Source organism: Sphaerisporangium sp. NPDC049457 (assembly GCF_055586705.1).
Genome location: NZ_JBVJHR010000030.1, coordinates 49765 through 70213 on the forward strand (window position 1 = coordinate 49765; position 20449 = coordinate 70213).

Consider the following 20449-nt stretch of genomic DNA (forward strand, 5'->3'; position numbering starts at 1 on the left):
GGCTGGAGGCAACCGTCGTGAACGAGATCGTCGTCGTCCCGCACACCCACTGGGACCGTGAGTGGTACCTGCCGTTCCAGCGTTTCCGCATGGGCCTGGTGCGGATGCTTGACGAGGTCCTCGACACCATGGCGGCCGACCCGGCCTACCGGTTCACGATGGACGGCCAGCTCGCCGCGGTCGAGGACTACCTGGAGATCCGTCCCGAGCGCCGGGAGGAGCTCGCCGGGTTCGTCCGCGAGGGACGTTTCGCCGCCGGTCCCTGGACGATCCTGGCCGACGAGTTCCTATGCTCGGGCGAGACGCTGATGCGCAACCTCGAGTACGGGATGCGCGGCGCCGAAGAGCTCGGCGGCGCCATGCGGGTGGGGTACCTTCCCGACCAGTTCGGGCACTGCGCGCAGATGCCGCAGATGCTGGCCCTGGCCGGGCTGCCGGTCGCCTGCCTGTGGCGAGGGGTGCCCGGCGCGGTCGAGCGCGACGTGTTCGACTGGGAGGGCGCCGATGGCACGGTGATCCGCACCCAGTACCTGCCCGGCGGCTACGGGAACGCGGTGGCCCTGTTCACCGGCCCGCAGGAGGGGCTCGGCGACCGGCTGTCCGTGTTCGCCGCCACCATGCGCCCGTGGCGTCCCGAGGGACCGCTGCTGGCCATGTACGGCGCCGACCACTCGGCGCCCGCGGCCGGCATCACCGGGGCCGGCCTGCGCCTGGCCACCCTCGGCGAGCACCTGGCGTCTCCCGGCGCGCTGGAGGGCGGCGGGCGGCCGCAGGTCGTCCGGGGCGAGCTGCGCTCCCACGCCCGCGCCAACATCCTGCCTGGTGTGATCTCCGCCCGGGTCGACCTCAAGCAGGGCATGGGCCGCGCCGAACGCGTCGTCATCCGCTACGCCGAACCGCTGTCGGCCCTGTGGCTCGGCGAACCGGCGGCCACCGCCGGGCGGAACGGGCAGGACGGACATGACCGGCGGGACGGGCAGGACGGGAAGAACCGGCAGGACGGGCGGGACGGGCGGGATCGGCGGGGGGAGGGCGAGCGCACGGCGAGCCGCCGGCTGATCGAGCTGGCCTGGCGGGGGCTCGTCGCGTGCAGCGGCCACGACTCCATCACCGGTTGCGGCGCCGACGAGACCGCCCAGCAGGTCGGGGCGCGCATCGCCGAGGCCGAGCAGATCGGCCAGGCGGTGGTCGACCTGGTCTGCGCCTCGCTCGCCGCGACCGCGCGCCGCGACCAGCTCGTCGTCGTCAACCCCTCCCCGTTCGCGCGCACCGCCCTGGTGCTCGCCGATCTGCCGGCGGAGCGGGCGGGGCTCGCCGCCCACGACGGCTCCGCGGTGCCGGTGCAACGGCTCGCGGAGGCCCCGACGCTGCTGGACGAGTCGGCCATGGACGACCTGGGCGCGCTGCTCGGGCGGGTTCACGAGCGGGAGCTGTTCGGCCACGAGATCGTCTCCTGGTCGGCCGGCGACGGGGTGTTCACGATCGTGGTGGGCCGGCACGCCTCCACCCCCTACCGCCACGCCGATCTGAAGGCCGCGGTCGAGGGCGCGGTCGCCGCCCGCCCGGGTCCGTGGCTGGTCCGCACGGTCGCCGAGCCGGTCGTCACCGTCGCCGCCCGCGTCCACGTCCCCGCCCTCGGCCGCACGACCCTCACCTCCGTCCCCGTGCCCGTCTCGGACGAGCGTGGAGGGCGAGGGGACATGGAGACTCCTGGCGAGGCGCCGGGAGCGCGAAGCGGCGGACCGCACGCGCTGGACAACGGGCTGCTGCGCGTGCAGGCCGAGAGCGACGGCACGCTGACGCTCAGCACGCCGTCCGGCCTGGTCGCGCGGGGCGTCGGCCGGATCGTCGACGGCGGGGACGCGGGCGACACCTACAACTACGCGCCGCCGGCGGACGACCGCCTCGTGGACGTCCCGGCGTGGGTCACGGTCACGCCGGAGTGCTCAGGCCCGCTGGTCTCGGCGATGGAGATCGCGCGCGGATACCGCTGGCCGGCCGGCGCGCGGGGCTCGGGCCGCTCGCCGCGGGAGGCCGAGGTCACCGTCACCACCCGCGTGGAACTGCGGGCCGGTGAGCCGTACGCGAGGATCGCGGTCTCGTTCGGCAATCCGTGCCGCGACCACCGCGTGCGCTGGCACGCGCCGCTCCCCCGCCCGGCCGCGGAGTCGTTCGCCGGCGGCCAGTACGCCGTCGTCCGGCGCGGGCTGACCGCCGAGGGCGGCTGCGGCGAGGTGCCGCTGCCCACCTTCCCCGCCTCGGAGTTCGTCGCCGCCGGCGGTCTGGCCGTGCTCCTGGATCACGTCAGCGAGTACGAGCTCCTTCCCTCGCGATCCGAGCGTCCGGACGCCGGCGACGGAGCGGCTCCGGCGGAGGAGATGGCGGTGACGCTGGTGCGGGCGGTGGGGTACCTGTCGCGCAACGACAACGCCTACCGGGACGAACCGGCCGGCCCGCAGATCGCCACCCCGGCGGCCCAGTGCCCCGGCCCGGTCACGGCGCGCTTCGCGGTGCACCTGTACGAGGGCTCCTGGGACCAGGCGGCCCTCCCCCGCCTCGCCGAGGAGCACCATCTGGACCTGCTGGCCGTACCCGGCTCGGCGCCCACCGGCACCCTCCCGGGGGCCGCCGCGCCGGTGTCCCGGCTGGAGGTGAGCGGCGACGGCGTGACGCTCGGCGCGCTGCGCGAGCGGGACGGCCGGCTGGAGGCCCGCCTGGTGGCCCGGCATCCTGCGGCGACCGAGGCGGTGATCACCGGCCCGTTCACCTCGGCCTGGCGGGCGGACGCCGCGGGCCGGCCGATCGACCGGCTGGAGGCCGCTGACGGCGTCCTGCGGCTCCCGCTGCGCGCCTTCGAGATCGCGACGGTGCACCTGGCCTGAAACGGACCCGCGTCAGGCGTCGCTCGCGACGCGCTGGATCGCGCGGGCGAGCGGGGCGAGGTCGATGCCGTCGAGGTGGTCGAAGAAGTGCCGGCGCACGCTGGCCAGGTTGACCGGCCACGCCCGTTCCAGGCGGGCGAGGCCGGCGTCGGTGAGGACGGCGTTCCACCCGCGGGCGTCGTCGTCGCACCTGACCCATCCCCTTCTTCGTGTCGAAGTTCGCCTGGCCCCACCTGGTGCGGCGCGGGGGCGGCGTCATCATCAACGTCGCGTCCATGGCGGGCATGATCGCCGGAGGGGTCCCCCCGATGGTGGGGCACACGGCGGCGAACGCCGGCGTCATCGGCATGACGCGGCAGTTCGCGCTCGAAGGCGCGCGCCATGGGATCCGTGCGGTGGCGATCAGCCCCGGGCCCGTCCTGACCCCGGCCGGCGAGCGCGATCTCGGCGACGACCAGGCGGCACGGGACGCGATCACCGCCAAGACGCTTCTCAAGCGCTTCGCCAGGCCCGAGGAGGTCGTCGAGCTGGCGGCCTTCCTCGCCTCTGACCGGGCGTCGTACATCACGGGCGCCAACTATCCGGTCGACGGCGGTGCGAGCGCCTGGTAGCGAGGGGCCGGTCGTGGGGCCTGGAGCGGCGCCGAAGGGGCCGGGCCGTGGGTGTTCTCGGCGTCATGGAGGCAGGGCCGGGGAGGCTGCTCCCTCGGCCGGAGCGCTTGCCTCCTTCGCCGGCCGGGGCGCCCCCCGGGGGGCGAAGCGGGGCTCATTGGCGCCCGAACGCCCTCCGGGGGCTCGCGTACACCTCTCTGGGTGCGCGGACTCGCCCTCATCGCCTCTGGATGAGGCGGGGGCGTCCTTGCCGCCGATGGGTGAGATGAGTCGTCGCGCCTCGGCCCTGAGGGCGCAAGGCGCTTCCCGCACCCGGGGCGGGAGGTCGCCGTGCTCGTCGCCAGGCGGGTGGGCCGGACCCTCCGGCCCTACTGGCCGCCCTTCTGCACGTAGCTGCGGACGAACTCCTCGGCGTTCTCCTCCAGCACCTCGTCGATCTCGTCGAGGATCGCGTCGACGTCGTCAGTGAGCTTCTCCTGACGCTCCTGGACGTCCGGAGACGCCTGCGCCTCGGTCTCTTCGACCTCGGTCTCCTGCCGGCCGGTCTGCTTCTGGCCGCCGGTGTCCTTCGTCGCCATGTGGTACCTCCGCTTGGGGGACGCATCTGATTCATATCTTCCCCGAACCCGACGACATTTCGCGCGGATCGTCCCGTGATCTACGCCAGACGTCCGGAGGAGGGCCGTCCCGTCAGACAACCTCCCCGGAACAGCCCGTCGCAAATCTGCTGGCTTGTTACGATTTATCCGTCTGATAGCGCCGGGATCCGCCCGCCGAGGGCCGTGTCGCCGGGATCACACCGGCCCGGCCGCGCGGCCCGGCCAGGCCGCCACGCCCATGCCGTACTGGTGTAAATCTGATCGTCACCCCCGGTCATATGGCATTCTGTGGTGATCCGCCCATAGGCATCCCACTCCGGACGGAGTGGCCGTGGGGGCAGGTCACGATGCCGGATATGAACGGGTGAAATGAAAGCGGACCACGCACAGCTGCTCGGAGATCGTTACCGGTTGATCTCGCCGCTGGGCCAAGGGGGCATGGGCATCGTCTGGCGCGCGCACGACAAGCGCCTGGCCCGCGACGTGGCGATCAAGGAGCTGCGCCCGTCACAGCACGGGGACCGGTTCGACGTGCACACGGCCAGGCGCCACGCGCTGCGCGAGGCCCGCTCGGCCGCCCGGCTCAGCCATCCGGCCATCGTCACCGTCCACGACCTGCTGGAGGAGGACGGCCGCCTCTGGATCGTCATGGAGCTGGTGGAGGCGCTCACCTTGCAGGCGACGGCCTGGCACCTCGGCCGCCTGCCGGTCCACTGGACGGCGTGGATCGGGTTCCACCTGCTCAGCGGTCTGCGGCACGCCCACGCCGCCGGCGTCCTGCACCGCGACATCAAACCGGGGAACGTACTGCTGACCGGCGAGCGGGTCGTGCTCAGCGACTTCGGCATCGCGGTGCTGCAGGACGAGACCCACACCAACACCAGCCCCATCGTCGGCTCCCCCGGCTACATCGCCCCCGAGCGGCTGCGCGGGCACCCGGCGACGCAGGCGGCCGACCTGTGGTCGTTCGGCGCGACGCTGTACTTCTCGGTCGAGGGCAGTCCGCCGCCCGTCGCCGGCGCTGGGGACGTCCTCGCCGCCCGCCCGCCCGAGCAGGTGCGCCTTCCCCGGCGGGCCGGGGCCCTGCGGACGCTGCTGCAAGGGCTGCTGCAGCCCGACCCCGGGGAGCGGCTCACCAGCGACCAGGCCGCGCTGCTGCTCTCGGAGATCCTGCGCAAGGAGGGCATCGCGGTGCCGCCCATGCGCCTGACCGGCAGCGGCATCTTCCCGCCCGGCGCCTTTACAATGTAGATCGCGGCCAGAGGCGCGTGCCGCCCGGCGCGAGGCCGGGCGGGGCGGGCGGGTCAGCGCTCGCCGGTGAGGGCGCTGACCAGGTCGGCGGCGGTGCGGCAGCGGTCGAGCAGCTCGCCCACGTGGGCCTTGGTGCCGCGCAGCGGCTCCAAGGTGGGCACGCGCTGCAGCGACTCGCGGCCGGGGATGTCGAAGATCACGGAGTCCCACGAGGCGGCCGCCACCGACTCGCTGTACTGGCGCAGGCACCGGCCCCGGAAGTAGGCCCGGGTGTCGTTGGGCGGCAGCTCGATCGCCCGCTGGACGTCGTCCTCGGTGACCAGGCGGTGCATGCGGTCGCGGGCGACCAGGCGGTTGTACAGGCCCCGCTCGGGGCGGATGTCGGAGTACTGCAGGTCGACCAGTTGCAGGCGCGGATGCGACCAGGCCAGCCCGTCGCGCGAGCGGTAGCCTTCGAGGATCTCGAGCTTGGCGACCCAGTCGAGCTCCCTGGACAGCTGCATGGGGTCCTCGGCGAGACGGGTGAGCACCGACTCCCAGCGGTTGAGCACGTCCTTGGTCATGTCGTCCACGGCCGCGCCGAAGCGGTCCTCGACGTACTTGCGCGCCTGCTCCAGGTACTCCATCTGGAGTTGGACGGCGGTCATCTTGCGGCCGTCGCGCAGGGTGATCTCGTACTTGCACGTCGGGTCGTGGGAGACCGCGCGCAGCGCCGCCACGGGGCTCTCGACCGACAGGTCGCCGGTGAGGAAGCCGTCCTCGATCATCGCCAGCACCAGGGCCGTGGAGCCCAGCTTGAGGTAGGTGGAGATCTCGGACATGTTGGCGTCGCCGATGATGACGTGCAGCCGGCGGTACTTCTCGGGGTCGGCGTGCGGCTCGTCGCGGGTGTTGATGATCGGCCGCTTGAGGGTGGTCTCGAGCCCGACCTCGACCTCGAAGAAGTCGGCCCGCTGGCTGATCTGGAAGCCCTCGCCGCGGGAGTCCTGCCCGATGCCGACCCGCCCGGCGCCGGTGACGACCTGCCGGGACACGAAGAACGGCGTCAGGTGGCGGACGATGTCGGCGAAGGGCGTGGCGCGCCGCATGAGGTAGTTCTCGTGACAGCCGTAGGAGGCGCCCTTGTTGTCGGTGTTGTTCTTGTAGAGCTGGATGGGAGCGTTCCCCGGCATGGCCGAGGCGCGGACGGCGGCGTCGTGCATGACGCGCTCGCCGGCCTTGTCCCAGATCACGGCCGCGCGGGGGTTGGTGCACTCGGGGGTGGAGTACTCGGGGTGGGCGTGGTCGACATAAAGCCTGGCCCCGTTGGTGAGGATCACGTTGGCCAGCCCGAGATCCTCATCGGTGAGCTGGGTGGGGTCGGCGATCTCGCGGGCCAGGTCGAAGCCGCGGGCGTCGCGAAGTGGATTCTCTTCCTCGAAGTCCCATCTGGCCCGGCGCGCCCGGGCGGCCGAGGCCGCCAGATAGGCGTTGACCACCTGTGAGGAGGTCACCATCGCGTTCGCGCCCGGCTGCCCGGGTACGGAAATGCCGTACTCGGTCTCGATGCCCATCACCCGCCGTACCGTCACGCTTCCAGCCCTTCATCTGTGCTCTCTCGCACCCGGACCTCCACCGTCACGCCGCCCATAACCACGAGCCTAGACCGTCGCCCGCACAACCAGACCCTTTGGTGGCTGCCCGTTCCGCCGGGGCGGAAACAGCGACGGCGCGGCTCCGGGAGGAACCACGCCGTCGCATGCCGGTGTCAATCAGAGGTACTGGCCGGTGTTGGCGACCGTGTCGATGGACCGCCCGGCCTCCGTGCCCTGCTTCCCGGACACCAGGGTGCGGATGTAGACGATGCGCTCGCCCTTCTTGCCGGAGATGCGCGCCCAGTCGTCGGGGTTCGTGGTGTTGGGCAGGTCTTCGTTCTCGCTGAACTCGTCGACGCAGGCGGCGAGCAGGTGCGAGATGCGCAGGCCCTTCTGCCCGGTCTCCAGGAACGCCTTGATGGCCATCTTCTTGCCGCGGTCCACGATGTTCTGGATCATGGCCCCGGAGTTGAAGTCCTTGAAGTACAGGACCTCCTTGTCGCCGTTGGCGTAGGTCACCTCGAGGAAGCGGTTCTCCTCGCTCTCGGTGTACATGCGCTCGACGACCCGCTGGATCATGCCGGCCACGGTCGCCTCGCGCGACTTGCTGTGCTCGCCGAGGTCTTCCTCGTGGAGCGGCAGCTCGGTGGTGATGTACTTCGAGAAGATGTCCTTGGCCGCCTCGGCGTCCGGCCGCTCGATCTTGATCTTGACGTCCAGGCGGCCGGGCCGCAGGATCGCCGGGTCGATCATGTCCTCGCGGTTGGAGGCGCCGATGACGATGACGTTCTCCAGGCCCTCGACGCCGTCGATCTCCGACAGCAGCTGAGGGACGATGGTGTTCTCGACGTCGGAGGAGACGCCGGAGCCGCGGGTGCGGAAGATCGAGTCCATCTCGTCGAAGAACACGATCACCGGGGTGCCCTCGGAGGCCTTCTCGCGGGCCCGCTGGAAGACCAGGCGGATGTGCCGCTCGGTCTCGCCGACGTACTTGTTCAGCAGCTCGGGGCCCTTGATGTTGAGGAAGAAGCTCTTGCCGGACTGGCCGGTCTTCTCGGCGACCTGCTTGGCCAGCGAGTTGGCCACGGCCTTGGCGATGAGCGTCTTGCCGCAGCCGGGGGGACCGTACAGCAGCACGCCCTTGGGGGGACGCAGCTTGTGCTCGCGGAACAGGTCGGCGTGCAGGTAGGGCAGCTCGATGGCGTCCCTGATCTGCTCGATCTGCCGCGACAGTCCGCCGATCTCCTCGTAGGAGATGTCGGGGACCTCTTCGAGCACGAGCTCCTCGACCTCGGACTTGGGGATGCGCTCGTAGACGTAGCCGGAGCGCGGCTCCAGCAGCAGTGAGTCGCCTGCCCGGATGGGCTGGTCGAGCAGCGACTCCGCCAGGCGGACCACGCGCTCCTCGTCGGCGTGCGAGATGACCAGCGCGCGCTGGCCGTCCTCCAGAAGCTCCTTGAGCATCACGATCTCGCCGACGCTCTCGTAGCCGAGCGCCTCGACCACGTTGAGCGCCTCGTTGAGCATGACCTCCTGGCCGCGCTTGAGCGTGTCGACGTCGACCGCGGGGCTGACGTTCACCCGGAGCTTGCGCCCCCCGGTGAACACCTCGACGGTGCCGTCTTCGCGGGCCTCCAGGAAGACGCCGAAGCCGGACGGCGGCTGGGCCAGCCGGTCGACTTCCTCCTTGAGTGCCACGATCTGGTCCCGGGCCTCCTTTAGCGTGGCCACCAGACGTTCGTTCTGTCCGGTGACCGCGGCCAGATTGGCCTGCAACTCATGGAGACGTTCCTCAAGGACCCGGGCTTGCCGTGGAGACTCGGCGAGCTTCCGGCGCAACGCGGTGATCTCCTCCTGGAGGAAGGAGACCTGAGTTGTGAGGTCCGCGACCTCCCGTTCGCGCTGGGCGGCTCGAGCCTCAGCGTCATCGCGAGCTGCCACAGTCACCTCCTTCCCAGTCGAGGGCGACTACTCAAGACCCTACCTATCTCGGGGGCATCCGTAACCTGGCCAGGGAGTGTTCGTGTCATTACATCCAGTGTTCAGTGTTAAATGCCTTATAGGCGACTATTGCTAGTAAGCAGCCTCACACGGGTTTCTGTTCCCATGGTTCGCGAGCGGGCATGACCGCCCAGCGATGGACCACGGCGGCCTCGGGAGCTCACGTACCGGACTCCTCCCCGTACGCGCCCTTGGCGGGGCGCCGGCGCCTGGGCGGGGGCGTGACGCCGTCCGCCATGCGACGGGACGTGACGAGGAAGCCCGTGTGCCCGACCATCCGATGACCCGGGCGTACGGCGAGACCTTCGACATGCCAGTCGCGGACCAAGGTTTCCCACGAATGCGGCTCAGTGAAACTTCCGTGATCGCGGAGGCTTTCCACCGTACGCGACAACTGGGTCGTTGTCGCTACATAACAGCAGATAACACCTCCGGGGGTCAGGGCCTTGGCCGCCGCGTCCACGCATTCCCACGGCGCCAGCATGTCGAGGATCACCCGGTCGACGTCGGTCTCGTCGATGGAGGCCACCAGGTCGCCCACGACCAGGCGCCACTGCGCCATGGGACCGCCGTAGAACTTCTCGACGTTCTTGCGCGCCACCTCGGCGAAGTCCTCGCGCCGCTCGTAGGAGGTGACCTTCCCGCTCTCGCCGACCGCGCGCAGCAGGAAGCAGGTGAGCGCCCCCGACCCCACGCCGGCCTCCACGACCTTCGCCCCGGGGAAGACGTCGGCCATGGCCACGATCTGCGCGGCGTCCTTGGGGTAGACGACCGCCGCGCCGCGCGGCATCGAGACCGCGTAGTCCTGCAGGAGGTGGCGGAACGCCAGGTAGGGCGTCCCTCCCGAGGAGCGCACCACCGAGCCCTCGGGAAGCCCGATCAGGTCGTCGTGCGGGATGGAGCCCTTGTGCGTATGGAAGACACCGCCCTCTTTGAGCGTCACGGTGTGACGCTTGTCCTTCGGGTCGGTCAGTTGAACCTGATCACCGGGCCGGAACGGCCCGTGCCTGCGGAAACCCATGCGCGCAAGGCTATATCCGCCCGCCGCCCGCCCGCGCGGGCGCGTCCGGCCACAGGGGTGACCGGTATCAGGTGGAACGCCACCTCTGGGGTGGCGCATCCCGCGAAGAAATGGATTGGCGCTCTACGTCCGATGCTGGTAGCTGTTGCCCATGCTTTCCCGGTTCCCCCGCGAGGCGGTGCCTGCGGGCCCGTACCTGCTGCGCCCGCCCGGCAAGGACGACATCGACGCGATCACGCGGGCCTGCGCCGATCCCGAGATCGCCGCCTACATCCCGAGCGTCCCCGTCCCCTACACCGCCGACGACGCGCGCGTCTTCGTCACCGAGACCGCCCCCGGGACGTGGGAGGCGGGCGGGGCGTACTTCGCCATCGCCGACCCGGTCACCGACGAGTGGCTCGGCAACGCCCTGCTCAAGCCGCCGGTCAGCGACGGCACCGCCGAGGTCGGCTACATGATCGCCCCCTGGGCGCGCCGGCGCGGGGTGGCCACCATCGTGACCCGGGCCCTGACCGAGTGGGCCTATCAGCACGGGACGCACCGCGTCGAACTGCTCACCGCGCTGGAGAACACCGCGAGCCAGCGCGTCGCGATGGCATCAGGCTTCCGCCGCGAAGGCGTCCTGCGGGAGGCCATCGCCCGCAAGGACGGCGGCGGCCGCACCGACCTGGTGATGTTCGCGCGCCTGGCCACCGACCCCGGCACGCCGCAGCGGTCCTACCTGCCCGACCTGCCCGGGGGGTCGCTCTCGGACGGCGTCGTGCGGCTCGCGCCGCTCACCCTGGCCGACGTGGACGCCTACCAGGCCATGATGAGCGAGCGTGACGTGCTGGTGCGCAGCGTCCCCCCGGTGGCCCCGCTGCGCGAGGAGAGCGTCTACCGCGCCCGCTGCACCGGCACATGGTGGCTGGCGGGCGAGCGGGCCGAGCTCGGCATCGCCGACGCCGCCACCGGGGAGTTCGCCGGACACATCCAGCTCATGAACGTCAACCAGGCGCTCGGCCAGGCCATGATCGGCTACAGCCTGGCCGGGCGCTTCCGCGGCCGGGGGTTCATGACCCGGGCGGTGAACCTGCTGTGCGAGTGGGCCTTCGCCAGGACTCCCCTGTACCGCATCGTCGCCGGCACGGCGGTCGACAACACCGCCTCCCACCGCGTGCTTGAGCGCGCGGGCTTCGAGCGGGAGGCCCTGGTCAGGGCGCTGCTGCCCGGCGCGGGCGGCGCCCGGCACGACGACCTGCAGTGGGTGCGCCTGCGCCGCTGAGCCGCGCGGCCGCTCCCGCCGCGCGGCGCGCCCCGGCCCCGCGGGCGCCCGGCCGCTCAGTCGGCGCCGAACTTGGCGCGCAGCGCGGCGAAGGCGGCGTCGGTGCCGGCCAGCGCCCGGTCGATGTCGGCGTCGGTGTGCGCCGCCGACAGGAACCAGTTGTGCCACGGGTGCAGGTAGACCCCTTCCCGAAGGCACGCGCTCGACCAGTACATGCCCTTCTCCAAGGTCGTGTCGCCCTCGAAGGACAGCCAGGGGATCTGCGCCGGACCGGTCTGCCTGATCACGAACCCGTGCGAGGCGGCCTGCGCCGCCAGGCCGTCGCGCAGCCGCGTGCCCGCCCGTTCCATCAGCGCCGGGCCGTCGATGTCGCGCAGCGTCTCGATGGTGGCCTTGGCCGCCGCCATGGCCACCGCCGAGAACCAGAACGACCCGGTGGAGTACAGCGTCTGCGCGGGGCCGCGCAGCGCGTCGGTGCCGGTGACCGCGGCGATGGCGTACCCGTTGGCCATGGCCTTGCTCCACGCGGTCAGGTCGGGCCGCACGCCGAGCGGCTCCCAGGAGCCGCGCAGGTCCAGCCGGAAGCCGGCGCGCACGTCGTCGATCACCAGCGCGGCGCCGATGCGGTCGGCCAGCGCGCGCAGCCCCCGGGCGAAGGCGGGGTCGACCGGCTCCTGGTCCTCGAAGGAGTCGTGCTTGAACGGCGTGACGATGATCGCGGCCACGTCGCCGTCGGCCAGGGCCGCGGCGGCCTCGGCGCCTGCCAGGTCGTTGTAGGGGTACTCGATCAGGTCGGCGCGCTCGCTCGGCGTCGTCCCGGCCAGGCTGGGGGTGCACCAGGGGTCGGCCCCGTGGTAGGCGCCGTGTGCGACCAGCACCTTGGCGCGCCCGGTCGCGGCGCGGGCGACCATGAGCGCCTGGGTGGTGGCGTCGGTGCCGTTCTTGGAGAACATCGCCCAGTCGGCCGAGGGGATCGTGCCGACCATCAGCTCGGCGAGCTCGACCATGACCGGGCCGGGCCCGTTCAGGCAGTCGCCGGCGGCCTGCTGCGCGGCCGCCGCCTGCTCGACGCGCGGATGCCGGTGGCCGAGGATGACGGGACCCCAGCTGCACATCAGGTCGACGTACTCGCGCCCGTCGGCGTCCCACTGGCGGCAGCCCTCGCCCCGGACGAAGAACTGCGGGTAGCCGGGGGCGAAGATGGCGGCGTTGAGGTGGCCGTACATGCCGCCGGGGACGACCTTGGCGGCCCTGTCGCGCAGTTCGGCGTCGGACGGTCTCTCTGACATGATCGCTTCAGATCCCTTCGGTGGCGTGGAGTCCCTGGAAGCCCTCACCGGCGAGGCGGCCGAGGCCTTCGGCGGTCAGCCCGTCCAGCCCCGCGTCCGAGCCGAGCCCCCCGGCGACCCGGGCGGCCAGGGCGGTGCCGAGGCGGGCGCAGTCGGTGATCTCGCGCCCGGCGAGCAGGCCGGCGATGAACCCGGCGCAGTAGGCGTCGCCGCACCCGGTGGTGTCCACGACGGAGACCGGCAGCGCCGGCACGCGCGTCGTCCCGCCGGCCGTGGCGACCAGGCTGCCCTCGGCGCCGAGCGTGATCAGCACGCCCGTGGGGCCCTGGGCGAGCAGCTCGGCGGCCGCGTCCTCCACGGTGGACGCGCCGGTGATCAGCAGCGCCTGCTCCTCGTTGGGCAGGAAGTGGTCGACATAGGGCAGGAAGGCGCGGGCGCCCTGCATGAGATCGGGCATGTTCGACAGCAGGTCCATCGTGACCAGCGTCCCGCCCCGCCGGGCGGCGCCGAGCAGCTCGAAGAACGCCGGGTCGTGCAGGCCCCAGGTGACGTCCATGCCGCCGAGGTGGACCACCCGCGCCCCGGTCACCGCGGCGGGGTCCACGTCTGCGGCGGCGAAGGTCAGGTTGGCGCCCGGCACGTGGAAGGAGGGCCGGCCGCCGTCGGGGCGGATGGGCAGGATCGACGCGGCCGTCTGCTCGCCGGCCTTGCGCACGACGCCCCGCACGTCAACGCCGTGCCGCGCCATGAGCGTCAGCAGCAGGTCGCCCAGTTCGTCCTCGCCGACCGCCCCGGCGGAGGCGACCGGCACCCCGAGCCCGGCCAGGTCGACGGCCGTGCCGGCCGCGGCCCCGGCGGCGGTGACCCTGATCTGTTCCAGCAGGTGGGTGTCCTGGCCCCGCGGGATGGACTCCACGGGTCTGGCGAGCACGTCGACGATGTGCACCCCGAGCGTGAGGACGGTCATGGCGGTTCCTTCGTCGGATACGGGCGAATTGCAGGGATTGCCGGATAATAGACGGGCGTCCGACTAAAATGTCAAGGCATCGGACGGACACCGGGGGCTTCGCGCGGAGGGACGGGCATGCCGAAGATCGTCAATCACCAGGAGCGCCGCGAGGAGGTGGTCGACGCCGCTCGCAGGGTCATCCTGCGCGAGGGCATCGACGCGGCGACCACCCGGGCCATCGCCAAGGAGGCCGGCTACTCCAACGGCGTGCTCACCCACTACTTCGCCGACAAGGACGACATCCTGCTGTCGGCGCTCCGCGCCTCCCACCGGCGCATCGTGCGGCGCCTGAAGGACAAGCTCACCGGGCGGTCGGGGCTGGCCGCCCTGCGCGAGGTGCTGCTGGACAACCTCCCCCTGGATGACGAGCGGGCGCAGGAGACGGCGCTGGAGGTCGGGTTCTGGGGCCGCAGCCTGGCCGGCGGCAGGCTGCTGGAGGTGCAGCGCGAGGAGGCCGGCGAGCTGCGCTACCTCGTGCGCACCCTGCTCGACGCCGCCGCGGCGTCGGGCGAGATCGCCACCGGCGAGGATCTCGACGACGTCGCCGAGCGCCTGCTGGCCCTGGTGGACGGGCTGAGCCTGCACCGCCTGCTCTACCCCGACCGCCTGCCGCCCGACGCGCTGGCCCGCCTCATGTCCGCCGAACTGGACCGCCTGACCCCCTGAACGCGGGCGAGGCCGCGCCCGTGCATCATGATCGGGCAACCCGACACGGACGGCGATCACGAGGAGGACGGAAACGCGATGAGGCTGGCGCGAGAGCGGGAACAGTTGTGCGACATCGGCCGCCGCATGGTGGAGACCGGGCTCGTGCTCGGCACCTCCGGCAACATCAGCGTCCGCGCCGGCGACCTGGTGGCGGTCTCCCCCGGCGGGGTGGCGCTGGACGCGCTCACCCCTGACGGCTGCCCCGTGCTGGACATGTCGGGCCAGGTGGTGGAGGGCGGGCTCAAGCCGTCCTCCGAGGTGCCGATGCACCTGGCGATCTACGAGAGCACCGGCGCCTCGGCGATCGTGCACACCCACTCCCAGCACGCCGTGGTGGTGTCGTCCACGATGAGCGAGCTGCCGGCGATCCACTACAACGTGATGCTGCTCGGCGGCCCCGTCCGCGTGGCGCCGTACGCCACCTACGGCACCCCCGAGCTGGCCGGGCACGTCCGCGCCGCCCTGGAGGGCCGGCTGGCGGCCCTGATGGCCAACCACGGGGCCGTCGCCGTCGGCGCCGGCCTGCCGCAGGCGCTGGAGGCCGCCCGCCTGCTGGAGTGGCTGTGCGCCGTCTACGTCCAGGCCCGGATGATGGGCGCTCCCCGCGTCCTCACCGAGGCCGAGCTCGCCGCCGTCGTCGAACGCGCCGTACAGGGCTGAGCGGGAGCCGGCCGCGCGCGCCGGCGCGGCTCACCCTTGGCGGCCGCCCGGGCGGCGGCCGGGCAGGCGGGTCAGGCGGCGGGTCAGGCCTGGCGGTGCGACTCGTAGCGCATCGTGCGGGACACGCCGATGCGCACGGTGGTGCCCGGCAGGATGGGCACCGGCTCGTTCGGCGGGATGTCGTAGAAGTTCGGGTCGCCGGGCGGCTGCACCTGGGTGCCGTTGACCGAGCCGAGGTCGATCAGGTTGACGTCCCAGCCGTCGAGCCGCACCCGCAGGTGGCGGCGGGAGACCGAGCCGTCGGGGCTGGTGACCCTGGCCGGGCGCGCCTCGCCCGAGGTGACCTCCGGCGCCCGCTCGGGGTCGCGCCCGAGCAGGTAGTCGCTGTCGAGGCGCAGCGTCAGGCCGTCGTCCAGCAGGAGCACCCCGAGCGGCGGCCGCTCACCCTTGTAGGGCACCAGCGTGCGCTGCACCAGGGCGATGCCGCACACCGCGCAGTAGGGCACGCGGGGGTCGTTGAAGTGGTCGTTCTTGCAGTCGACGCCGTAGACCATCGGGCGGCTGAGCGGCTCGGGGGTCGGGCCCATCTCGGTGGGCTCCAGCAGCGCGCCGGCTGTCTCTGACCGCTCCTCGCCGCCGTCGCCCAGCAGGTACGACTCGAAGTCGGGCGCCTCGCCCTGGCCCGGGCCGCCGGAGGCCGCGCCGGGGCCGACGGCGGCCATCTCGGGGTCGGTGAGCAGGGCGGGCGGCGATTCGTGCTCACGCGCCGGGGCCGGCTCGGCGGGCGACGGGGTGACGGGGAGCGGCGCGGCGGACTCGGCCGGCCCCGGGACGGGCGCGGGGTCCATGCCGTACGGCGCGGGCGCGCCGGACTCCGGGCGCGACGGCCCGGGCTCCGGCTCGACCGGCCGCACCCCGCCGGACGGGCCCTGCGGCGTGGACGGGACGGACAGCGCGGACGGGCCAGGCAGGCCGGACGCCATCGCCGGGCCGGACCCGGGGGAAGGCTCGGCGGACACCGCCCGGCGCACGGCGGCCTGCCCCTCGGCGGCCGTGGCCGGCGGCTCGTCACCCTCGGTGAAGGAGCAGTTGACGCCGCCGCCGGGGATCACGCCCGCGTCCAGGCGCGCCCGCCTGATCGGGGGCCCGGCGTCCGGCAGGCGCAGCTCGACGGCCGAGACCGGCCCGGCGACCAGCCGGTCGGTCCAGGTCAGGGCGTCCTTGCCGTCCAGCCGCACCTCGGTGCCCGGCCCGCTGATGGACGCCTGGGCGTCACCGCTGACCAGCACCGCGATGCCGCCGCCCACGGGGCCGGCGAGAGCGCAGGCGATCGGCTCGGCCGTCATCGACCGCGCGAGGATCTGTGCGGCGCGGCGGGCCAGGGCCCTGCCGTCTCCGCCGGACGCGGCGGTCTCCCGCACCGCGGCCAGCAACTCCTCGGCGACGGCGTCGGCCGCGTCGCACACCAGCAGCAGGCCGCCCACATGGGCGATCAACCCGTCGCCGGGAAGCGGACGCACCACCCCCACGCCTTGCTCCGTCACAGAACTCTCCCTCCCCGAAAACGCCACCGGATGAACGGCACCCGCATCGGGCCGTCGGCCACCAGCCAAACACAGATCCAGACGACGGCGAACCGCGTCCAGAAGGCGGCGGCGGGCGGAACCGGGTCAATGAGGCTACCGATGCACCGGACCGTAGCAAAAAGAACAGCAGAAGTCCTTCTGGGACCAGTGTGCCGTCACGCACGCCGGAGACCAGCAGGATGATCCGGCGGACCGCCATCCCCGTGCCCCCCGCCCGTCCCGTCGCACATACCGAAGATCAGACGCTCGAACGGCGCCGGAGGTTTTCGCGGCGGGGGCCGGGCGGGGACGCGCCGCCGGGTCAGACCCCGATGAACACGCGGTTGACGTCGGCGGTGACCAGCACGCCGTAGACGTCCCCGCCTCGCTCGACCAGGAGGTACTCCCCCGAGGGGGTCTCTCGCATGGCGTCGATCAGCGACTCGCCGGACAGATCGGCCGGCAGGACGAGCGACGGCTCAAGGCTGCGCGCCAGCGAGCCGACGTTCACCCACGGGCGCCGCTGCTCGGGCGTGGCGGCGACGGCGGCCTCGTTGACGATGGCGACCGGGTGCCCGTCGTGGTCGACGACGACCATGGCCCCGGCCTGGGCCTCGCGGGCGCGGCGCATCGCCTCGGCCAGCGGCACCTCGGCGGTCACCGCGATGGCGCGCCTGGCGAGGGTGCGGGCCTGCACCTGCGGCATGCGGGCGCGGACCTTGGCGACCTGCAGCGACTGGCTGGCGCCCATCCAGATGAACGAGGCCAGCAGCACCGACCACAGCACCTGGCCCCAGTCGGGCTCCTGCTGGGTGACCAGGGAGGAGCCGAGCGTCAGCACCACCAGGGCGACGGCGAGCCCCCGCCCGAACCAGGCGGCGGCCTTGGTGCCGGTGACGGGGCTGCGGGTGATCTTCCACACGCCGGCGCGGAGCATGCGGCCGCCGTCGAGCGGCAGGCCGGGCAGCAGGTTGAACACCCCGACGATGGCGTTGGAGACCCACAGCTGCAAGATCAGCACGTGCGGGATGGTCTGGTCGGGGATGACCAGGCTGACGGCGTAGCCGACGCCGGCCAGGCCGAGCGAGACGAGCGGGCCGACGAAGGCGACGAGGAACTCGCGGGAGGGCGTCTCGGGCTCGCGCTCGATCTCGGAGACCCCGCCGAGCAGGTAGAGCGTGATGCGCCGCACCGGCAGCCCGAAGTAGCGCGCCATCACGCAGTGCGCGAGCTCGTGCAGCAGCACCGAGGCGTACAGGAACACCGCGAACAGGAAGGCGACCAGGTAGGTGGTGAGCGTGCTGCGGCCGGGCAGGTTGCTCGCCACCACGGGTTGGAACGTGTAGGTGATGAACGCCGCGACGATCAACCACGTCGGGGACACATAGACGGGGATGCCGAACGGGCTTCCCATGCGCAGCCCCGGAGACGCAGGGCGTTGCGGGGTCTCGGTGCTCATGATTGTCGTCTTCCCTCCTTGTGCCTCGATGCTACGCGCCTTCCGGCGGAGAAAGACCTATCGGAGCGGCGGCTTGGGCATGAAGTGTCGGCAGGCTGACCTACAGTTCCGGCATGAGCATTTCGGAGCCGTCCGCGGTCATCGGCAGTCTCTCCCCCTCCCGCGCGGGCGACTTCATGACCTGTCCGCTGCTCTACCGCTTCCGCGTGATCGACCGGCTGCCCGAGCGGCCCTCCCCCGCCGCCGTGCGCGGCACGCTGGTCCACGCGGTGCTCGAGCGGCTGTACGACCTGCCGGCCGCCGAACGCGACGTCGCGGCGGCGCAGGCCCTGCTCGACCCCCAGTGGGCCCGCCTGCTGGAGCAGTCGCCCGAGTACTCCACCCTGTTCGACGACGACGCCGAGCACGAGCGCTGGATCACCCAGGCGCGCCAGATGCTCGAGCGCTATTTCGCCCTGGAGGATCCGCGCCGCCTTGAGCCGGCAGAGCGCGAGCTGTACGTCGAGGCCGTGCTCGACAGCGGGCTGATGCTGCGCGGCTACATCGACCGCGTCGACGTGGCGCCCACCGGCGAGGTGCGGGTGGTCGACTACAAGACCGGCAGCGCGCCGGGCCGCGACTTCGAGGCCAAGGCGCTGTTCCAGATGAAGTTCTACGCGCTGGTGCTGTGGCGGCTGCGCGGCACGGTGCCCCGGCTGCTCCAGCTCATGTACCTCGGCAACGGCGAGATCGTGCGCTACGCCCCCGACGAGGCCGACCTGCTGGCCACCGAGCGCAAGGTGCAGGCGCTGTGGGAGGCCATCGAGCGCTCGCTCACCACCCGCGAGTGGCGGGCCCGCCGCAGCCGGTTGTGCGACTGGTGCGACTACCAGGCCCTGTGCCCGGAGTTCGGCGGCACTCCTCCGCCGGTGCCCGACCGGCGCCCCGGCGACACCATCAGGGGCGCCAGCCGGGCCGCCACCGACGAGCTGTGAGGGTCAGCCGCCGCTGACGGCCTCGCACTCGTCGCCGAGCGGCGGCGGGATGCCGGGGACGGCCGCCGCCTCGTCCGGGCCGCTTTCATTCACGCCGCTTTCATCCGGGCCGGTTTCGTCCAGGCCGCTTCCGTCAGGGCCGCTTTCGTCCGGGCTCCACGCGGCCGTCAGGCGCTCGGCCTGCCTGCGGCGGCGTTCGGCGCCCACCAGCTCGGCGACCGTCTCGCGCACGCGCCTGACGGTCTCGAGGTTGGCGTGCCGCTGCGCGTCGGAGATGTCGGGGCGGCCGTAGGGGAAGAGCATCACCGGCGGGCCTCCGCCCCGCGCCGCTCTGGACGCCGTCCCCGCACACGCTCACGATGAAACTGTGGCATGTTCGTCATCGCCTCCGCCGTTCAACCAGTCGCCGACCGCTCACCCTGCCAAGAGTGCCGCCCGGCCACTACTCTCGGTACCCGTCGGCATCCATTGCGTATTCGACACTTTCTGTATAAAGACTTGTGGAAGGTGTCAGGAGAGCCGTAAGAACCGACGAACGGAGTCGAGATGCCCGCCCCCCGAGAGCTCGACCCGGCCGCCTCCGCCCAGGCCCTTTTCGGCTACGAGCTGCGGCGGCACCGCACGGCGGCCGGCTGGACCATGGACCAGCTCGCGCAGAAGATCTGCTTTTCTGTCGCTCTGGTCGGCATGGTGGAGAACGCCAGGCGCACTCCCTCGCGCGACTTCGCCGAGCGCTGCGACAAGGCTCTACAACTCGACGGCGCGCTGTTGCGGCTGTGGCCGTTCATCAACCGCGCCGCCACCCCGTCCTGGTTCCGGCCGTGGCTGGAGGTCGAACGCGAGGCCGGCACGCTGCGCACCTGGGAGCCGCTGGTGGTGCCGGGGCTGCTGCAGAGCGAGGACTACGCCCGGGCCATCTTGATCGGCGAGCCCCGCGTGACGCCCGAGGACGTCGAGGAGCAGGTGGCGGCCCGCATGGAGCGCCAGCGCATCTTCGAGCGTCCCGAGCCGCCCATGCTGTGGGCGGTGCTCGACGAGGCGGTGCTGCACCGGCCGATCGGCAGTTCCGAGGTGATGGCCGATCAGCTGCGCCGCCTGCTCGAGGCCGGCGCGCTGCCGTATGTGACGATCCAGGTCGTCCCCCTCAGCGCGTACTCCACCACGGGGCTCGAAGGGGGGTTCGTTATCGCGCAGACGCGCGGCCTTCCCGATACCGTTTATCTGGAGTCCGCGGGTCACGGCCAGGTCGTCGAGCGGGCGGCGGAGGTCGAAGAGCTCACCGTTCGGTACGAAGTGATCCGCGCTGAGGCGCTTCCCCAGCGCGCGTCACTCGAGTTGATCAGGGAGACGATTCAGCGATGGACCACCTGAAGGACGAGTTGCGCGAGGCGACCTGGTTCAGGTCTCCCTACTCGGGCAGCAGCGGCGGCAACTGCGTCGAGGTCGCCCGCCTGTCCGGCGGCCGGGTCGGCGTGCGCGACAGCAAGCGCCCGGCCGGTCCCCCGCTGGTCTTCCCGGCCGGCGAGTGGAGCCTGTTCAGCCACGGCGTGAAGGCCGGGCACTTCGGCGCCTGACCCGGCGT

General features: G+C 72.3%; 18 protein-coding genes. 9 read left to right on the forward strand and 9 right to left on the reverse strand.

What is annotated here, in order from left to right; all coding sequences use genetic code 11:
* Nucleotides 1-17: 17 nt before the first annotated feature.
* Nucleotides 18-2882: a glycoside hydrolase family 38 N-terminal domain-containing protein gene (locus ACZ6QO_RS35500; RefSeq protein ID WP_465857508.1), complete on the forward strand. Its 2865-nt coding sequence runs from the start codon at nt 18-20 to the stop codon at nt 2880-2882.
* A gap of 209 nt (nt 2883-3091) precedes the next feature.
* The gene (locus ACZ6QO_RS35505; protein ID WP_465857510.1) at nt 3092-3493 is read left to right on the forward strand and encodes an SDR family NAD(P)-dependent oxidoreductase; all 402 of its coding nucleotides are present in this window, start codon (nt 3092-3094) and stop codon (nt 3491-3493) included.
* Nucleotides 3494-3861: 368 nt separating this feature from the next.
* Here the strand turns inward: ACZ6QO_RS35505 and ACZ6QO_RS35510 are convergent, their stop codons facing one another.
* The gene (locus tag ACZ6QO_RS35510) at nt 3862-4071 is read right to left on the reverse strand and encodes a ubiquitin-like protein Pup (protein WP_189167324.1); all 210 of its coding nucleotides are present in this window, start codon (nt 4069-4071) and stop codon (nt 3862-3864) included.
* Between the two features lie 390 nt (nt 4072-4461).
* Between ACZ6QO_RS35510 and ACZ6QO_RS35515 the strand changes: the two genes are divergently transcribed.
* Nucleotides 4462-5343 (forward strand): serine/threonine-protein kinase, encoded by an 882-nt coding sequence (locus ACZ6QO_RS35515; protein WP_465857512.1) that lies wholly within the window; start codon nt 4462-4464, stop codon nt 5341-5343.
* A 53-nt stretch (nt 5344-5396) separates the two neighbouring features.
* On the opposite strand, the gene dop is transcribed toward ACZ6QO_RS35515, so the two are convergent.
* The 3 genes from dop to ACZ6QO_RS35530 form a co-directional block, all read right to left on the reverse strand.
* Nucleotides 5397-6914 carry a depupylase/deamidase Dop gene (gene dop, locus ACZ6QO_RS35520; RefSeq protein WP_465857514.1) on the reverse strand — a complete coding sequence of 506 codons (1518 nt, stop codon included), beginning with the start codon at nt 6912-6914 and terminating at the stop codon, nt 5397-5399.
* A 180-nt stretch (nt 6915-7094) separates the two neighbouring features.
* The gene (gene arc / locus ACZ6QO_RS35525) at nt 7095-8858 is read right to left on the reverse strand and encodes a proteasome ATPase (RefSeq protein WP_465857516.1); all 1764 of its coding nucleotides are present in this window, start codon (nt 8856-8858) and stop codon (nt 7095-7097) included.
* A 220-nt stretch (nt 8859-9078) separates the two neighbouring features.
* On the reverse strand, nt 9079-9939 hold the full coding sequence (locus tag ACZ6QO_RS35530) for a tRNA (adenine-N1)-methyltransferase (protein WP_465857518.1): 861 nt from the start codon (nt 9937-9939) through the stop codon (nt 9079-9081).
* A gap of 151 nt (nt 9940-10090) precedes the next feature.
* On the opposite strand from ACZ6QO_RS35530, the gene ACZ6QO_RS35535 reads away from it, so the two are divergent.
* Entirely contained in the window at nt 10091-11203 is a 1113-nt protein-coding gene (locus ACZ6QO_RS35535; RefSeq protein WP_465857561.1) for a GNAT family N-acetyltransferase, read from the forward strand.
* 56 nt (nt 11204-11259) lie between these two features.
* Here ACZ6QO_RS35535 and ACZ6QO_RS35540 read toward each other — a convergent pair whose 3' ends face one another.
* Both ACZ6QO_RS35540 and ACZ6QO_RS35545 read right to left on the reverse strand, forming a co-directional pair.
* Entirely contained in the window at nt 11260-12492 is a 1233-nt protein-coding gene (locus tag ACZ6QO_RS35540; RefSeq protein WP_465857520.1) for an aminotransferase class III-fold pyridoxal phosphate-dependent enzyme, read from the reverse strand.
* Between the two features lie 7 nt (nt 12493-12499).
* Entirely contained in the window at nt 12500-13459 is a 960-nt protein-coding gene (locus ACZ6QO_RS35545; RefSeq protein ID WP_465857522.1) for a carbohydrate kinase family protein, read from the reverse strand.
* 117 nt (nt 13460-13576) lie between these two features.
* Here ACZ6QO_RS35545 and ACZ6QO_RS35550 point away from each other — a divergent pair, with 117 nt between their 5' ends.
* Complete coding sequence (locus tag ACZ6QO_RS35550) at nt 13577-14167, forward strand: TetR/AcrR family transcriptional regulator (RefSeq protein ID WP_465857523.1); 591 nt, start codon at nt 13577-13579, stop codon at nt 14165-14167.
* Between the two features lie 78 nt (nt 14168-14245).
* On the forward strand, nt 14246-14869 hold the full coding sequence (locus tag ACZ6QO_RS35555; RefSeq protein WP_465857524.1) for a class II aldolase/adducin family protein: 624 nt from the start codon (nt 14246-14248) through the stop codon (nt 14867-14869).
* Nucleotides 14870-14952: 83 nt separating this feature from the next.
* Here the strand turns inward: ACZ6QO_RS35555 and ACZ6QO_RS35560 are convergent, their stop codons facing one another.
* A complete protein-coding gene (locus tag ACZ6QO_RS35560; RefSeq protein ID WP_465857526.1) occupies nt 14953-16413 on the reverse strand; it encodes an FHA domain-containing protein in 1461 nt (486 codons plus the stop codon).
* A 343-nt stretch (nt 16414-16756) separates the two neighbouring features.
* On the reverse strand, nt 16757-17893 hold the full coding sequence (locus ACZ6QO_RS35565) for a site-2 protease family protein (protein ID WP_465857528.1): 1137 nt from the start codon (nt 17891-17893) through the stop codon (nt 16757-16759).
* A 113-nt stretch (nt 17894-18006) separates the two neighbouring features.
* Here ACZ6QO_RS35565 and ACZ6QO_RS35570 point away from each other — a divergent pair, with 113 nt between their 5' ends.
* A complete protein-coding gene (locus tag ACZ6QO_RS35570) occupies nt 18007-18867 on the forward strand; it encodes a RecB family exonuclease (protein WP_465857530.1) in 861 nt (286 codons plus the stop codon).
* Between the two features lie 3 nt (nt 18868-18870).
* Here ACZ6QO_RS35570 and ACZ6QO_RS35575 read toward each other — a convergent pair whose 3' ends face one another.
* Nucleotides 18871-19173 carry a hypothetical protein gene (locus ACZ6QO_RS35575; protein ID WP_465857532.1) on the reverse strand — a complete coding sequence of 101 codons (303 nt, stop codon included), beginning with the start codon at nt 19171-19173 and terminating at the stop codon, nt 18871-18873.
* A 240-nt stretch (nt 19174-19413) separates the two neighbouring features.
* Between ACZ6QO_RS35575 and ACZ6QO_RS35580 the strand changes: the two genes are divergently transcribed.
* Together ACZ6QO_RS35580 and ACZ6QO_RS35585 are read left to right on the forward strand one after the other, a co-directional pair.
* Nucleotides 19414-20238 carry a helix-turn-helix domain-containing protein gene (locus tag ACZ6QO_RS35580; RefSeq protein WP_465857533.1) on the forward strand — a complete coding sequence of 275 codons (825 nt, stop codon included), beginning with the start codon at nt 19414-19416 and terminating at the stop codon, nt 20236-20238.
* The gene (locus tag ACZ6QO_RS35585) at nt 20226-20441 is read left to right on the forward strand and encodes a DUF397 domain-containing protein (protein WP_465857535.1); all 216 of its coding nucleotides are present in this window, start codon (nt 20226-20228) and stop codon (nt 20439-20441) included. Before ACZ6QO_RS35580 ends, ACZ6QO_RS35585 begins: the two co-directional genes overlap by 13 nt.
* Nucleotides 20442-20449 lie beyond the last annotated feature (8 nt).

Bases quoted from the DNA above. Each gene is read 5' to 3' on its own strand.
- ACZ6QO_RS35510 (WP_189167324.1), bottom strand. From the start codon at position 4,071: ATGGCGACGAAGGACACCGGCGGCCAGAAGCAGACCGGCCGGCAGGAG.
- ACZ6QO_RS35515 (WP_465857512.1), top strand. From the start codon at position 4,462: ATGAAAGCGGACCACGCACAGCTGCTCGGAGATCGTTACCGGTTGATC.
- ACZ6QO_RS35530 (WP_465857518.1), bottom strand. From the start codon at position 9,939: ATGGGTTTCCGCAGGCACGGGCCGTTCCGGCCCGGTGATCAGGTTCAA.
- ACZ6QO_RS35535 (WP_465857561.1), top strand. From the start codon at position 10,091: ATGCTTTCCCGGTTCCCCCGCGAGGCGGTGCCTGCGGGCCCGTACCTG.
- ACZ6QO_RS35540 (WP_465857520.1), bottom strand. From the start codon at position 12,492: ATGTCAGAGAGACCGTCCGACGCCGAACTGCGCGACAGGGCCGCCAAG.
- ACZ6QO_RS35545 (WP_465857522.1), bottom strand. From the start codon at position 13,459: ATGACCGTCCTCACGCTCGGGGTGCACATCGTCGACGTGCTCGCCAGA.
- ACZ6QO_RS35550 (WP_465857523.1), top strand. From the start codon at position 13,577: ATGCCGAAGATCGTCAATCACCAGGAGCGCCGCGAGGAGGTGGTCGAC.
- ACZ6QO_RS35555 (WP_465857524.1), top strand. From the start codon at position 14,246: ATGAGGCTGGCGCGAGAGCGGGAACAGTTGTGCGACATCGGCCGCCGC.
- ACZ6QO_RS35565 (WP_465857528.1), bottom strand. From the start codon at position 17,893: ATGAGCACCGAGACCCCGCAACGCCCTGCGTCTCCGGGGCTGCGCATG.
- ACZ6QO_RS35570 (WP_465857530.1), top strand. From the start codon at position 18,007: ATGAGCATTTCGGAGCCGTCCGCGGTCATCGGCAGTCTCTCCCCCTCC.
- ACZ6QO_RS35580 (WP_465857533.1), top strand. From the start codon at position 19,414: ATGCCCGCCCCCCGAGAGCTCGACCCGGCCGCCTCCGCCCAGGCCCTT.
- ACZ6QO_RS35585 (WP_465857535.1), top strand. From the start codon at position 20,226: ATGGACCACCTGAAGGACGAGTTGCGCGAGGCGACCTGGTTCAGGTCT.